The organism is Anaerobacillus alkalilacustris, assembly GCF_001866005.1.
Lineage (GTDB): Bacteria > Bacillota > Bacilli > Bacillales > Anaerobacillaceae > Anaerobacillus > Anaerobacillus alkalilacustris.
In genome coordinates this window covers 132,577-148,359 of sequence record NZ_MLQR01000016.1, presented here as the reverse complement: position 1 = coordinate 148,359, position 15,783 = coordinate 132,577, and the positions used below count along the sequence as shown (strand labels likewise).

The following is a 15,783-nucleotide window of genomic DNA, read 5'->3' as shown; positions in this document are numbered from 1 at the left end:
GAGGCGCTTGCGCTTTTCTTGGAGGAGGCAGCTTGTTCAGGGAAATGTTCGATGAGAAATGGTTATTAAAAGTAGAAGCTATAAATGTCAAAGGTTCTAGCTAGTGAATATATCATCTAACGAGAGTTATCTTTACATTGAATTTCCTTAAGGAAAGGTACATAGTACTTAAATAATTCATAAAAGAACTTTGATATGCATAAAGATTAGTTCGAGGTAGTAACTTGAAAGAGAAGTCTCCCCTAAGTGATTGACCCATTGAAGATTTTCAAGTTTTAAAAGATAGGAATTTATAAATTACTTAGAAATTGTCTAGCGCAAGCAGCCTACGAGCTCGGTCACTTCAGTCAAGCAACTGACTTCAATTACCTCTTGAAATCCTTCGTTGATTAGCTTCATGCAGTTTTGCTTCTGCGGTTACTCGTCGCACAAAACACTGCTTCGAGGATGCTTACTACGAAACAATACTAGAAGACGCTAAAAGCACGTAGGAAGCCAAAGAGCGGCTTTTAGTCAAAGGCCGCCCTAGTGAAGCTACTACTACTTGAATTACTTCGAAGCTGCTTTGCTCTTGAGTAAACGGATTGGCACAGGAGCAGCTGCTCGTGACCAAGGCGCTTGCGCTTTTCTTGCATAATCAGAATTTATAAATTCTAACTTGGAAACTGTCTAGCTTCTGCGCCTACGAGCTCGGTCACTTCAGTCCTTTTCGGAAGCCAAAGAGCGGCTTCTGTCAAAGGCCGCCCCAGTGAAGCTACTACTTGGATTACTTCGAAGCTGCTTTGCTCTCGAGCAAACGGAGTGGCACAGGAGCAGCTGCTCGTGACCAAGGCGCTTGCGCTTTTCTTGCAGTATCAGAATTTATAAATTTCTAACTTGAAAACTGTCTAGCTCCAGGCGCCATCGGCTCGATCACTTCAGTTCGTCAATTGCGGTCAAAGAGCAGACCGCTACTTGCCGACCTTCCAGTGTTTGTCGCCGATAGGCGGGCGCCTTACGCTTTTCTTATGATAATTCAAAAAAGGGGATGATGTCTTTGTATAAATATTTGGTTAAACAAGGAGATACGATTCATAAAGTAGCTTACTTATTTCAAGTTCGTCCATTAGATATTATTCTAATAAATCCTCAAATTAAAAATGAAAAAGATTATATATATCCTGGCGAATATCTTATTATTCCAAATGTCAAAGGTCGATATAATCGAGAGGATGAGCCATTTGATTGTACTATGGAGTACGGACCTACTGATCTTCAAGAAGATGTTCAAAAATTAAAGAAATATTATTCTTCATTAGTATCTATTCAAAAGATTGGAAATTCTGTTATGGGTAAACCTATATATGCATTTGTAATTGGTACAGGAAAAAAGGAAATATTTTATTCTGGTGGCTGGCATGCGAATGAATGGCTAACCTCAAAATTTTTAATCATTTTTGTAAAAGAACTTCTCCAGCACTTACAAGGGAATTTAACATTTTTTCATTATGATGTTGTTAGAATTTTACAAAATGTGAAATTATTCGTTGTTCCAATGGTTAATCCTGATGGAATTGAACTAGTTCAGCAAGGTATTTATAAGGAGCATCCTTTTTACCACTCGGTATTAAAAATAAATAAAGGGGCAAAACGTTTTGAACATTGGTCGAGTAATATACGGGGGGTTGATTTGAACCATCAATGGCCAGCGGGTTGGGACATAGAGGCAAGAGAAAGTCCAAAAATTCCCTGGCCGAGACATTATAGTGGAGAAGCCCCATTAACAGAACCAGAAGTTAATGCTATATTTCATTTAACTCAAAGACAGCAGTTTTCCTATGTTTTAGCATTTCATTCACAAGGGCAAGTTATATATTGGGGGTATAAAAATATTGAACCACCTCAAAGTAAAGAGATGGTAGAACGTTTATCACTTGTTAGCTCATATCAACCTATAAAAACAGCAGATAGTGATGGTGGGTATAAAGATTGGTTTATACAAGAGAAGAAAAGACCAGGGTTTACTATTGAGGTTGGAGTAGGTACGAATCCACTTCCTTTTACAGCTTTCAATGAAATTTGGGCAAATAATAGTTTGTTAGCATTAGAAGGTTTAATTTTATAAAAATTAAACTTTTATTACAGTATCAGAATTGATAAATTTTTAACTTTGCAACTGTCTAGCGCAAGCAGCAGACGATCTCAGTCACTTCACTCAAAGGAATGATTTCGCTACTAAATTAGTGTTTTTTCTAGTGGGGTTTTATCCCATTCTTAAGGGGCAGTAAGACCCCGCTGATTGAAGTTCAGCTTTATCGTCACTTTAGAGAAGTATAGTATTTGATGTCACCTTTATATTGAAATTAAGCTTTTTAAGGTCGCCATTCTTAACGTATTTCTGCAAATTTATTGTAGCAAACAAGTGTAATTCCTATCGATTAATGATAAACTCATATGTATAGTGAATAGTTATTATACTTTAAAGAGATTATGTTGTTACATGATAATATTATTATCATGCAACAACATTACGTATATGTAGGTTGACTTGAATTAAGATCTTTATAAAGGGGATTTAATAATAATGAGAGATTGGTTAACGATATTAAAGAAAATGGAATTCTTTGAAGGACTGACTAAAGAGGAGATAAGCCCCCTTTTAGACTTGGCGACCGAAAAGAATTTTGAGGATAAAGATGTATTATTTTCTGAAGGTGATGAGAGAAGATACTTATATGTATTAGGAAAAGGTACAGTTATGATAAGTAAACTGAATGAGGATGGAGAAGAGTCTTTTATTAATGTTCTGACTAGTGGCGAAATTTTTCCACATACAGGTTTTTTTGATGATAGACCGTATCCAGGTACTGCAACTGCTAAAAAACGAGCAGAAGTATTGATGATTCCAATCGCTGCTTTTGAAAGGTTTATTGAGGCACACCCTCGTTTGGCATTTAGAATTATTAAAGTAATGAGTAAGAAAATATATTCATTGCAACGGAAGTTAAACGAAACACTTTCATTAAATGTAGAGGATAGACTTTTGTCTACATTAAAACAAATGAATGATCTCTCAAAAACAGAAACAATTAACTTAACTCATCAAGAATTAGGGAACATTGTAGGGGCATCTAGAGAAACAGTTACTAGACAATTAAAGAAGCTTGAACAACAAGGAAAAGTAATAATAAAAAAGGACCATATATTGTTACAAGAATAATGTATATATACTTTAAGCTAATAAATACATATTTATTAAAGAACTTCCAAAATCTCAAAATTTAAAAATAGCTTCCACATTTGTGGAAGCTATTTAAAAAATTAATCGAATTTTAAAGCGTCACCGTTAAACGGCTCATCAGAAATTTTAATTGAATCTGTTGGACAGCCCTCTTGGCCATCAGTCATATCATCATATAAATCTTCTGGTACTTCAGCTGTTCCTTGGTTGTCATCAAGAATTACAAATGCAATTCCATCATCATCAAAATCATAGATGTCTGGAGCAGCAGCCCCACATGCCCCACATGCAATACAAGTATCTTTGTCTACAATTGTGTACTTTGCCATTAATAAAACCTCCCAATTAATTGTGAAATATTATATCCCCTTGACAAAATGATATGTAATTAAAATATACAAAATGCTAACATTTAATACATTTTGAAAAAGGAAATAAATTTCCTACCGTTATTGTATAAATAATTCCGATACATTTCAATAGTTAAATCCTATGAGAATACTTATCATTGCAGTGATAGGAAGATATTTTTTATTTTGGTACAAATTCATTACCAATAATTAAGGTGAAAATTATTCATTATTACAAAACCAACCTTGTTTAAATATAGTGCATAATAAATAATAGATTAATAAGGTTTTTTGTAATATTAAGCATAGTTTGGGGTTGTTTTGAATTGAACTATTTAAGTGTCATTTTTATATATATGTTAAAAAAATTCAATGGTAGTAGGACAGTATTTGGTGCTTTTCATATCCTTAAAGGAAAGAAGTCTGCACAAACAATTCAAGATAGTCGAATTTTCGATTTACCGAAACTTTTTGGTGTGTACAAGGATTTGAATAGGGAAACAGTATGCCAACTAATAAAAATATTAGTAGAAAATAAATTTGTAACCAATTTTGTAGAAGGTGATCATCGTTATATTGTAACCCAAGCTGGGAACGAGTTTTTAAATTCTAAACTACAAGTTTATCCTATTCCAAGTGATTTAAATGGCTTCATATATAGAGATGTAACAGAAATTTTTTGGAGAAGGCTAGCTCTTATAACTCAATGTTTGTCTCATCTAACAAGTAGTAAGCATGAATTCATTCCAATTATTAAAGAAGTTCATACCCAACTTTGGGTAAAACGGAAACTGACATCTCAAACTATGACTACAAATCAGTTGGCATCAGCCCTTCATCAAGAAATAAAAACGGTTCTAATGGTTACTAGTACACAGGAAGCTACATTATTTGTGATGAGATTAAGTGGTATTCATCGTATTGGCTTAACTGTTGAACAAGCTTCCCTTAAACTTCAAATTGATGAGCAATATGGAAAGTTACTTTTTAATGCTGCTATACATGGAATGATTGACAAAGTAATCCAAAATAAAGAAAACTATCCAATTCTATATAGCTTACTTGACCATCACTTTGACAATAATATCTTGACGGAAACAGCCCAAAAAACAATGACGTTAATAAAAAGAGGTTTTAGTATTGTAGAAATTGCTCAAATAAGAAATTTGAAACAGAATACAATAGAAGATCATATTGTAGAAATTGCCATGAATGATAATGAATTTTCTATAGATACTTTTGTTTCTGAAGACGAGCAAAACAAAATTCAATCAGTTATTAATGATATTGGTACAAAACGCTTAAAGGAAATAAAGAATCGACTTGACAAAGAAATTTCTTATTTTGCAATTCGATTAACTCTTGCAAGGAGAGAAGCTGAAAATGAATTTAAATAACATTCTATTTGATAAATTTAAATTAAGCTCATTTCGTGAAGGGCAAAAAGAAATCATAACTGACATATTAAATAATCAAAATGTACTTGCGATGCTTCCAACAGGTTCAGGAAAATCCTTATGTTATCAATTACCAGCTTATATACTTAGTGGTATGACCATTGTTGTTTCACCGTTACTATCGTTAATGGAAGATCAAGTACAACAGTTAAAAAGTCAAGGATTAAAAGAAGTTGTTGCACTAAATAGTTTTTTAAATCCCCAAGAAAGGGAAAGGGCCTTCAAACATTTACATAAACAAAAAATTGTTTATGTATCACCAGAAATTTTACAGTCGAAATCATTATTAAGGCGCTTGAAAAAGTGTAAAATATCCCTTTTTGTTGTTGACGAAGCTCATTGCATTTCACAATGGGGGCATGAATTTCGTACAGATTATTTAAAGCTGGTTGAAGTCAGAAGAGAGCTTGGTGATCCACCATGTTTAGCTATAACTGCAACTGCTACAAAAGAAGTTCAAATGGACATTGTTAAAATGCTCGAATTGGAAAATTATAAAGCTCATCTTTATAGTGTTGACCGTCCAAACATAGCTATAGTAATAAAAAAGGTAGCTCCTTTCATTGATGAAAAGATTGATGAGCTCGTTACTCTAATAAATAATTTAAAAGGGCCTGGAATTATTTATGCATCAACTAGAAATTGGACACAAGAACTTGTTAATATCCTAATTAGTAAAGGGATTGAAAACATCGCTTATTATCATGGTGGAATGAATAGTGAAGATCGACTACTTATTCAACAACAGTTTATAAATAATGAACTACAGTTAATTTGTTGTACAAGCGCTTTTGGTATGGGAATAAATAAACCAAATATTCGCTATGTTATTCATTTTCATTTTCCTCTTCAGCTAGAATCCTATCTGCAGGAGATAGGTAGGGCGGGACGTGATGGGAAGAATAGTATTGCGATTACCTTATACAATGAAGAGGAATCCGCTCTTCAGTTATCTTTATTAACTAGAGAACTTCCAAGCCAGTCACAATTAAAGGATGTAATACAGTTTCTTAAACGTAGAGAAAACATGGAAAGTTTTAATGAGAATGACATTATGGGTGCTACTGGGGTAACGGAGACTATGTGGAGATTTATTCGATTTCATCTAGAAGAACTAGGTGTTTTAAAAGAAGATAACTATTATCTAATAAAAGATGACCATTATATAGAAACAACAATAATGAACAAAATATTTAAAAGAATTGATTACAAGAAAAAGAAATTCGTTCAATTTCAACAATGGTTGAAAGAAAGTAGTAAATGTAGGAGAGAGCTAGTCCTAAAAGAATTTGAAGAACGCCTACTAAAAAATCCAGTGAATTGCTGTGATGTTTGTAGTTTTGCTTTGGAAAATTATTTTAGTATGGAAACCATTAACAAGAAATCTAATTTATCTTGGCAAGAAGAATTAGATCAACTATTTTCTATAGAAGAGACTGATTGAAAATATGAAACAAGAAGAAATAATAAAAAAAATGACAGAAAAAGAAATTTTATTTAATGTATATATTACTCAGCTAATCATATTCGCCTTAGCTGTTGTTTTAAGTTGGTTCTTATTTGAGAGTTTTGAGGATATAAAAATTTTATTTAAGTGGCAACCTTATTTAATCTTTGTCATAGGTGGTGGTTCAGCCCTTTTAATTATAGGATTTGAGCTTTGTCTAGAGAAAGTAGTACCAAAAAAGATGTTTGATGATGGTGGAATAAATGAAAGAGTATTTAAGAATCTAGGAGTCATTCATATTTTTATATTGTCTTTTATTATTGCGTTTTCTGAAGAACTATTATTTCGAGGAGTGTTACAAACGCATTTTGGGATCGTCCCAGCTAGTATTCTTTTTGCTGTCATTCATTTACGTTACTTAAAAAAAATAATATTATTTATAATTACTATTAGTCTAAGCTTCTTTTTGGGGTGGATGTATCAAATTACAGGAAATTTATTGGTTCCTATTTTCGCTCACTTTACAATCGATTTTGTTTTAGGTTGTATTTTACGCTTTCGAAATAAAGAAACTAATGTATAATTATTATTAGTCTATAAATCATATATGATTAGTTTGATGGTTGAGGTGAAAAGTATGACTTCTAACTTTAAGGAAGATCAAGCAGAGCAATTGCGTAAGCATTTCGAGGGTTTTGAAAAAAAGAACGAAATTCATGAAGAACTTGACGTATTAAGCTTACCGCCTCGTAAAGAAAAGTTTAAAAAAAATAAGATCAAGGTAAACAAAGAGAAACAGAAAACCATTGATCAAAAAGAAAGAAAAAGAAAAAGAAAAGTGGGATTTCCTCTTATTAAAACATTGTTACTATTATTTTTACTGTTAATCCTATTGGTTCTTACTTATCCAAGCTGGATCGAAAGAATAAACCTTAACTTTAATCAGTGGTTTTTTTATTTTTTCACTATTTGAAAGTATGTTAAAATTCTTTCTTAAACTTTTTTGATTAGTGGGTTTTGACTGGCCCGTATAGGGAAGAAATTTGAAAAATACATTCGGAACTTCTCCCCTAAAAAAGTTATCACTTAAAGCGGTTTGAATTTTCTGAAATTTCCATTTACTTTAGTGCTAATACGTGATAAAGTGTTAATTGTAAATGACCTCTTATTTTTCTCTCTTTGTAGAAAGCTTATTTTTTAAGCTTTCTTTTTTTTTTACAGTATCAGAATTTATAAATTTCTAACTTGGAAACTGTCTAGCGCAAGCAGCCTACCAGCTCGGTCACTTCAGTCAAGTTTGTGACTTCAATGACTTCTTGGATTCCTTCTTTGAAGATACTTTCATGCTACTTTGCTCCTGCGATTACTCGTCGCACGGAAAACAATTGCTCTTGAGCAAACGGAGTAGCACAGGAGCAGCTGCTCGTGACCAAGGCGCTTGCGCTTTTCTTACTTTTGTCTAACTAGTTTGGATTATAAATGTAAGATTCTGTAACAGATTTATGATATTGATTGAAAATTATAATAATTAGATGTATAATCTAAAGTAGAAAGCGCTTACACTGAAAGGTTGCTAGATGTATATTATTATGGAGCTATGGCTCTAAATAAATTGTGTGTCAATTAATTTTTAAAAAATATTTACAAGGAAGTGATCAGTATGACTATTACTAAACTTAAAAATAAGACGGTAGTTACTGATGATGATCTTGGTTATAATCAACGAATAGGTATGCCGATTGAAGTATTTTGTTTAGAGAAAAAACAAACGGTAGCCTTTGGTAAGATTCAATCGTTTAATTATTATGAAGTATGTATAAATGGTGAGAGTTATTGTAGAGATCAATATGTTTTATTTGGATTTCCTGCCCGGATTGATAAGATAATAAAAACAGGGACTGACGTTTAATCAGTCCCTGTTTTTATTATTTTTTGAAGTTATAAGTTGTCTAGCTTCTAGCACCATATCGATTAGAAAGCTTCCCACGCCTTGTCTACGATAACAAGAACGGTCTAATCGACTCTTCTATTACTAGATCGACTCAGTTAAGCTACTTATTTTAATCACAATATGAAAACAGTTCCTCGTGTAGCTACATATAGCTTTACTACTGCGGTTACTAGTTGCACAAAACAATGATTCGAGGAAGCCCACCCAAAAGGTTACTGGTAGACGTAAGTAGATAACTTATACGTTTGTTAATTTTTTACCCTTTTTCAATAGGTTTAACTTCACTAAGAAAAAACAATAGTTGAAATATGCGTTTTTATGGTTACCAAAATGGAAAAACTCCTTACAAGGATAGTAATTTTAATTATGTTCCGTTAAAATGAATGAGTTAATAATAATTCCAAGGGGGCTATATGATGACTCGAAGCTTAGAAGTTAAAACAGATATCGAAATTGCCCAGCAATGTATAATGAAACCAATAGATGAAATTGCTGCACAATTAAATTTAGAGAAAGATGATTGGGAACCTTATGGTAAATTTAAAGCGAAAATTTCTCTCGATGTTTTAGATCGCTTACATAATAAACAAGATGGCAAAGTTATATTAGTAACCGCAATAAGCCCAACTCCTGCTGGGGAAGGTAAATCTACTGTTACGGTTGGTTTAGGTCAAGGTTTATCAAAAATCGGAAAAAAATCAATGATTGCACTAAGAGAACCTTCATTAGGTCCATGTATGGGAATAAAAGGTGGTGCTGCAGGTGGAGGATACTCTCAAGTAGTCCCTATGGAAGATATCAATTTACACTTTACCGGTGATTTTCATGCAATTACTACTGCTCATAATGCACTTGCTGCATTTTTAGATAATCATATTCATCAAGGGAATAGCTTAGACATTGATGTTAGACGTGTTACTTGGAAACGTGTTGTTGACTTAAATGATCGTGCTTTGAGGCAAGTAGTAATTGGCCTTGGTGGACCAATTCAAGGGGTACCTAGAGAAAGTGGATTTGATATTACAGTTGCATCGGAAATTATGGCTATCCTTTGTTTAGCTAACAGTTTGAAAGATTTAAAAGAACGAATTTCAAAAATTGTAGTAGCCTACGATTACGAGCAAAAACCGGTTACCGTTAAGGATTTAGAAGTTGAAGGAGCCCTAACTTTATTATTAAAAGACGCTTTAAAACCAAATTTAGTACAAACTCTAGAAAATACTCCTGCAATTATTCATGGTGGTCCATTTGCAAATATTGCCCATGGCTGTAATAGTATTATTGCTACAAAAATGGCTGCAAAACTTTCAGATTACGTAGTAACAGAAGCTGGTTTTGGCGCTGATTTAGGAGCAGAAAAGTTTTTAAATATTAAAGCTAGATATGCAAACCTTAAACCAAACTTAGTAGTAGTAGTTGCCACAATTAGAGCTCTTAAGATGCATGGTGGGGTACCGAAAGATGAGCTGAAACAAGAAAATTTAGAGGCTCTAGAGCGGGGAATGGAAAATTTACGTAAGCATATTGAAACAATAAAGGCTTTTGGTTTACCGTTAGTTGTAGCTGTAAATCGTTTTATTACTGATACTGATGCTGAAGTAGAGTTGTTACAAAAGTTATGTGAAAACGAAGGCACTGATGCAGTATTAACAGAAGTATGGGCAAAAGGAGGAGAAGGTGCAGTAGATTTAGCAGAAAAAGTTGTTTCGTTAATTGATGAAAAAGAAAATAACTTTAATTACCTTTATCCTTTGAGTACTACGATTCAAAATAAAATAGAAACGATTGCAAAAACAGTTTATGGAGCAAGTATGGTCGAGTTTACTATTAAAGCTAAAAATCAAATGTTACAGTTTGAGGAAGAGGGATGGGGGAAACTTCCTGTTTGTATGGCTAAAACACAATATTCTTTATCTGATGATCCTAATAAATTAGGTAGACCAGAAGGTTTTACTATTACTGTAAGAGAATTACGTCCTTCAATTGGGGCAGGCTTTATTGTAGCTTTAACAGGGGATGTAATGACGATGCCTGGTCTTCCAAAGCAACCCGCAGCTCTTAAGATGGACGTATCGGAAAATGGAAAAGCATTAGGTTTATTTTAAAAGATAAAGAGTTAGAAAGCTGTCTAGTTGCAGTGTTATCGGCTATTCTAGGTATCCTTTTCTACCTCGACTTAGTCAAGTTGCTGCATGGTTTCTTCATAGCTGTTTTGCGACAAGTAATAGAGTGGTCAGGTCAGGGAACAGCTGCTCGTAAACAAAGAGCTTTACTTTCTAAATATAAAAAGGGCTTAATCAAAAATAAACTGTACCCTATAGAGAAGACACAAGAAAGTCTGCCTATAGGGTACAGTTTAAAATGAGTTAGCCCTTTTCAACTTGTTGATTTGTTTCTTCAGTATACGCAATTAACGCAACTTGTTTACCTAGCTGAGTTTCTATCTTTTTTTCTAACATTGTTAACTCATTTATTATCTCCTTATTATTTCCAATGTCTTCAATTTGAAATTCTTTCATTTAAAATATCCCACCTTTTTTATCGTTAAATATAGTTTGTCATTTATTAATAAAATTATGTTTAGTACTCGTATATTATTGTTTATCCCACTCTCAATGGGCAGTAAGACCCCCACTTCAAAACGTAAGAAAATCGAAAAGATTAGGTGGGGGTTTAACTGCCACTAATGGTCCGATAAGTTAAACTAACAATCAGTGAGGGGTGATGGAAAACCCTGGCTGATTGAAGTTCAGCTTTATGAAAAACAGAAAATTTTTTTACGTCGTTTAGTTGGAATATAATGAAGGATTAATTGAGTAAATCTTATAATTCCTTTCAACTAGATAAAGTACCTTATTCCGTCGTATCTTTATTATGAAATTTCATTAAATTAAAATTAATTGTGAATGATTTCAAATAACTATAAATAAGATAATATCGTATTTAGTTGACAATGGATGAGTTTAAAGCCCCCAGCTCATAACTTAATCAAGCTGATTTGTACTTAAGGGTCACGGACCCCCACCTCAAAGCGTAGCGTAGGTGGGAACTTCCATTCAGGTGGAGTTGAAGACTCCAACTGAATTTTCGATGTTCTAGCGAAGCTAGAACGAGTTCTCTTCTAAATATGTGTTTACGCCACTGTCTTTAAATGGTGTACGTTCTTATCTTTCAAATTTAAAGCCTAAACTTAAATAGGTGGTTGTTTATTCCACTCTTAATGGGAAGTAAGATTCCCATAGATTGAAGTTCATCTTTATGGAAAACAGAAAAGTATAAGGTCGAATTAGAATAACTTCCCAGCAGTGGAATGAAGCAAAAATAAATAAATAAGGAGTTGGCTTTTGTGAAGAAACGTATTGCTTTCCTTGTAATTGGCTACCTTTGCTTAAAACAATCCAATAATCTCTTTCCAAAAATAGAGGGATTATCTAGCGACTTTATAATCAATAAGTTAGTTTTTAACCCGTTTCAATGGTTGGGATCCGTACTATTGTTTATTATAGGTTTTTTATTTATAGCTAGGGTAATTAAGAGTGTAGCTGAAACGATCATAAAAAAAAGTACGACATATCAACAATTAGGCTGGATTTCTGTAATAATTCTGGTGTTTTTATTAATAGGATTTGAGAGTCTTTGGCTTGCAATAGGTAGCGGAATTGTATCGTTATTTTATGGTTTAATGGATGCTAATGTAACAAAAAGAAATCGGTATTATCAAAGCTAACGAATCATCTTAAGGTTGTATAAATTTTACATGACGTTCATTTGTATAATATACTATTGTTAAATCAAAGATTGGTTATATTACTCGGGGGCTTATTTATGGCAGAAGATCAAGGAAAGTATAATATTAAAGCAATCTCAAACTTGCTAGGGATACAACCTGGCACATTAAGAGCTTGGGAAAGAAGATATAATATCATTGAACCGATTCGAAATAATTCCGGACATCGGTTATATAGTGATGAACACGTAGCAATATTGCGATGGTTAATAGAGAAAGTAAACAAAGGGTTTACAATTGGACAAGCAGTGGGTCTTTTAGATAAGGGAGATATACATGAAGAGACAAATCAAAGTTCTCATTATGAGAATAGATTACAAACTTTGACTAATGAGTTAAAGGAGAGTTTAATAAGTTTTCAAACTTCAAAAGCAAATGTAATATTAGATGAGGTTTTTAGCTTGTTTAGCATTGAAAAAGTAGTCATGGATGTCTTTAGCGCGCTGATAGAAGACATTGGTATTATGGTTAAACATAAGAGAATTACAGTGGCGCATGAACAATTTATTACACATTATTTAAAAGGTAGATTGGGTATTATATTTAATAATATACAATCGGATACGCTGTTACCTAAAGTAGTTACTGTTTGTGGTCCTGGAGAAAATAAAGAATTGGATTTATTAATTTTCACAATATATTTACGAAAGAAAGGTTATGAAGTTATTTACCTAGGAACGAATGTACCTCTAGAAGCACTAAAAATAGTTGTTCAAGAGTTTAATGCTAAATATTTATTTCTTTCATGTACAGTTTCTGAAAATATACCAAAAACAATTTCTTTCATCGATGCTATCAATCATTTTAGTAACGATATTAGACTTGGTCTTTTCGGTAATGGGAAAAAACTGTTATTAGAAGGCGAATATAAGAAAATAGTTATAGGGTCAACAAAACTGGAATGGGATGAATGGTTAACTACCTCTTTTAATAAAAATTAGAAAAAATTTTTTTGCTCCTAATTTTAAATGAACCTCTTCACACCTTTTTTCATATCTTAATATTACCCAAATAGCTAGAAGCAACTGTTCGGATATATTTCCTAACAGAATGAATAAGGAACCAATAAAGTGAACTCGATTCAGCAAGCTGAAACATCGGAAAATCAGGTGGAGAGTCTACTCCACCTGATTGGAAAATCCCACCTACGCAATGCTCAGAGGTGGGGGTCTTTTACCCCAAAAAAATTCAGATAAATTAGTAAATAATTTCTAAAAAGTGTCGGATTTTAATTAAGGTATCGATATTATGGCGTTTGACCTGTTCCTATAAAACTGTGGAAAAAGGAGGGAAAATAAACATGCGCTTAGAGAGGCTTAATTATGATAAAATAAAAATTTTTCTAACCTTTGATGATCTCAGTGAACGTGGCATAACAAAGGAAGAGATGTGGCAAGATATTCCCAAAGTACATCAATTGTTTCGAGATATGATGTTAGAAGCTAGTGATGAATTGGGATTTGAAGCCGATGGTCCTATTGCGATAGAGGTTTTTTCTATGCCAGCGCAAGGAATGGTTATTATCGTTACAAAATCAAAAAAAGACGATGATATTGAAGAAGAATTTGATGACGGTTATATAGAAATGCAAGTGACATTAGATGAAAGTGAAGATATAATTTACGAATTTTCTACGATTGAAGAAGTAATTTCACTATCGCCTAGACTTAATAGTTTTGGAGTACCGACCGGCTGCCTCCTTTATTTTGAAAACCGATATTTTCTAACCTTTGAAGAAAAAGATTTGTATGGTATTGACACGGATGCTTTTATTGCTCTCTTATCTGAATACGGAAATCCTTCTACAATAACCATTTTTCGGTTAATGGAATATGGAAAAGAGATAATTAAAGACAATGCTATTCAACAATTATATAAGGTGTTTTTTAAGCAAGAAAGTTTTTAAAAACCTCTAGTTGGGGTTTTTTTTACATAATCAGAATTTATAAATTTCTAACTTGGAAACTGTCTAGCTCCAGGCGCCATCGGCTCGATCACTTCAGACCTTCTCTTTCGGTCAAAAACCCGACCGCTACGAGCAGGTCTTCCAGTGTTTGTCTCCGATAGGCGGGCGCCTTGCGCTTTTCTTGAGTTAAAGCTAGAAAGCTGTTTAGCTCCATTTTTATCTAGACAAGACTTGTTATTTTTGTTTTCTAGAATTTCATTGATTTTTAGAGGGACAATGTTAATATAAAATAGACTTTAGAAAACAAGGTACAAATTAGTGAATAGGCGAATATACTAATTTACATAATCTGTTGTAGGAGTGATTAAGTGTAATGAAAATAGGTGTACTTTATGGTGGAACTTCATCAGAAAGAGAAGTTTCGTTATCTAGCGGAAAAGGAATCGTTCAAGCTTTAAAGAAAAAAAATCATCACGTAATTGAAATTGACTTTAAAGGAACGAAAGAATGCTTACTACAAATTATGAATTTAGATGTTGATATATTTTTTATTGGGTTGCATGGGAGACTTGGAGAAGATGGGAGAATTCAAGGTCTATTAGATTTATTAGGAATCCCATATGTAGGATCAAATGTTTTAGGTTCTGCCTTGGCTATGGATAAGGCAAAATCTAAAAAGATGTTTTACTTAAATGGAATTCGTGTTGCTAAGGAAAAGGTTGTTGAAAAACATTCCTTTAATGAAACTGATTTTTCTCATGAGCTTTCTTATCCGGTTGTGGTTAAGCCAAATCACGAAGGTTCAACAATTGGTTTAACAATTGCTCATAATAAAAAAGAGCTAATAACTGGAATTGCCTCAGCGTTTCAACATGATGATGTTGTATTATTAGAAGAGTTTATCTCGGGAAAAGAAGTAACTATTGCGGTTATGGGAAATAAAGGTGATGTAAAAGCATTACCAATTGTTGAGATTGTCCCGAAAAATGCATATTATGATTATGAATCTAAATACGCCCCGGGGATGAGTGAGCATATCGTTCCAGCTAGACTAAGTGATGACCTGACTAAGCAGTTACAAAACCAAGCTATACTAGCCCATGTTGCTTTAGGGTGTGATATTTATTCTAGAGTCGATTTTATTGTTCCGCACGATGGATCTGAACCGGTAATACTAGAGGTTAATACTCTCCCAGGAATGACTCCTACAAGTCTTTATCCGGATGCAGCCAGGGAAGTTGGTTTATCCTATGAAGATATGATTGAGAAATTTATACAATTATCTTTAAATAAGTAATTAGAACGGGACTAGATATAGTATCTTAGTGGCAAGAAGAATGAATGATGAAATTCATAATAATGAAAGAAAAGTAATAATAAATGGATAGAGTAGCGTTTTGATAGAGAATTCTGTATCATCTCATACTACCTATTTCTTACAAATTTTTAACGCGAGTAATTTAACCTTAATAAAAGCTCTTTCTACAAGTGCCAGCTCACCTCAATGAAATATTCTATAGAAAAGTCGTGTGAAATTTTTTCTATAGCTCTTGAGGCGGCTGGTACTTTACTATTAGCACACCATTTTCTTGTGAAATCTCTATGTGAAGTTTAAATATGTTTATAAGAGTGAATTTCATACTTACCTAAAACGAGCCGCATGCA

General features: G+C 33.1%; 14 protein-coding genes. 12 read left to right on the top strand and 2 right to left on the bottom strand.

The window, feature by feature from the left end:
* Positions 1-1,030 precede the first annotated feature (1,030 nt).
* Positions 1,031-2,104 (top strand): M14 family zinc carboxypeptidase, encoded by a 1,074-nt coding sequence (locus BKP37_RS07685; protein ID WP_071309023.1) that lies wholly within the window; start codon positions 1,031-1,033, stop codon positions 2,102-2,104.
* A 459-nt stretch (positions 2,105-2,563) separates the two neighbouring features.
* Positions 2,564-3,199, top strand: coding sequence for a Crp/Fnr family transcriptional regulator (locus BKP37_RS07680; protein ID WP_071309022.1), 636 nt, complete (start codon positions 2,564-2,566; stop codon positions 3,197-3,199).
* 101 nt (positions 3,200-3,300) lie between these two features.
* Here BKP37_RS07680 and BKP37_RS07675 read toward each other — a convergent pair whose 3' ends face one another.
* Positions 3,301-3,549 (bottom strand): ferredoxin, encoded by a 249-nt coding sequence (locus BKP37_RS07675; RefSeq protein ID WP_071309021.1) that lies wholly within the window; start codon positions 3,547-3,549, stop codon positions 3,301-3,303.
* A gap of 347 nt (positions 3,550-3,896) precedes the next feature.
* Here BKP37_RS07675 and BKP37_RS07670 point away from each other — a divergent pair, with 347 nt between their 5' ends.
* The 6 genes from BKP37_RS07670 (at position 3,897) to BKP37_RS07645 (ending at position 10,530) form a co-directional block, all read left to right on the top strand.
* Positions 3,897-4,967 carry a YpbB family protein gene (locus BKP37_RS07670; RefSeq protein WP_084034589.1) on the top strand — a complete coding sequence of 357 codons (1,071 nt, stop codon included), beginning with the start codon at positions 3,897-3,899 and terminating at the stop codon, positions 4,965-4,967.
* Positions 4,954-6,471, top strand: a complete 1,518-nt coding sequence (locus tag BKP37_RS07665; protein WP_071309020.1) for a RecQ family ATP-dependent DNA helicase — start codon at positions 4,954-4,956, stop codon at positions 6,469-6,471. Before BKP37_RS07670 ends, BKP37_RS07665 begins: the two co-directional genes overlap by 14 nt.
* A gap of 4 nt (positions 6,472-6,475) precedes the next feature.
* The gene (locus BKP37_RS07660; protein WP_071309019.1) at positions 6,476-7,057 is read left to right on the top strand and encodes a CPBP family intramembrane glutamic endopeptidase; all 582 of its coding nucleotides are present in this window, start codon (positions 6,476-6,478) and stop codon (positions 7,055-7,057) included.
* Between the two features lie 54 nt (positions 7,058-7,111).
* Positions 7,112-7,447, top strand: a complete 336-nt coding sequence (locus tag BKP37_RS07655) for a hypothetical protein (RefSeq protein ID WP_071309018.1) — start codon at positions 7,112-7,114, stop codon at positions 7,445-7,447.
* A gap of 687 nt (positions 7,448-8,134) precedes the next feature.
* Entirely contained in the window at positions 8,135-8,383 is a 249-nt protein-coding gene (locus BKP37_RS07650) for a hypothetical protein (protein ID WP_071309017.1), read from the top strand.
* A 458-nt stretch (positions 8,384-8,841) separates the two neighbouring features.
* Entirely contained in the window at positions 8,842-10,530 is a 1,689-nt protein-coding gene (locus BKP37_RS07645) for a formate--tetrahydrofolate ligase (protein WP_071309016.1), read from the top strand.
* Between the two features lie 261 nt (positions 10,531-10,791).
* On the opposite strand, the gene BKP37_RS19980 is transcribed toward BKP37_RS07645, so the two are convergent.
* Positions 10,792-10,944, bottom strand: a complete 153-nt coding sequence (locus BKP37_RS19980) for a hypothetical protein (protein ID WP_169823101.1) — start codon at positions 10,942-10,944, stop codon at positions 10,792-10,794.
* 827 nt (positions 10,945-11,771) lie between these two features.
* Here BKP37_RS19980 and BKP37_RS07635 point away from each other — a divergent pair.
* The 4 genes from BKP37_RS07635 to BKP37_RS07620 all read left to right on the top strand — a co-directional run bounded on the left by BKP37_RS07635 (position 11,772) and on the right by BKP37_RS07620 (position 15,415).
* Positions 11,772-12,152, top strand: coding sequence for a hypothetical protein (locus tag BKP37_RS07635; protein ID WP_071309014.1), 381 nt, complete (start codon positions 11,772-11,774; stop codon positions 12,150-12,152).
* 98 nt (positions 12,153-12,250) lie between these two features.
* Entirely contained in the window at positions 12,251-13,153 is a 903-nt protein-coding gene (locus tag BKP37_RS07630) for a MerR family transcriptional regulator (RefSeq protein ID WP_071309013.1), read from the top strand.
* A 359-nt stretch (positions 13,154-13,512) separates the two neighbouring features.
* Positions 13,513-14,118: a genetic competence negative regulator gene (locus tag BKP37_RS07625; protein ID WP_071309012.1), complete on the top strand. Its 606-nt coding sequence runs from the start codon at positions 13,513-13,515 to the stop codon at positions 14,116-14,118.
* 373 nt (positions 14,119-14,491) lie between these two features.
* Positions 14,492-15,415: a D-alanine--D-alanine ligase family protein gene (locus tag BKP37_RS07620; RefSeq protein ID WP_071309011.1), complete on the top strand. Its 924-nt coding sequence runs from the start codon at positions 14,492-14,494 to the stop codon at positions 15,413-15,415.
* The last annotated feature ends 368 nt before the right edge of the window (positions 15,416-15,783 follow it).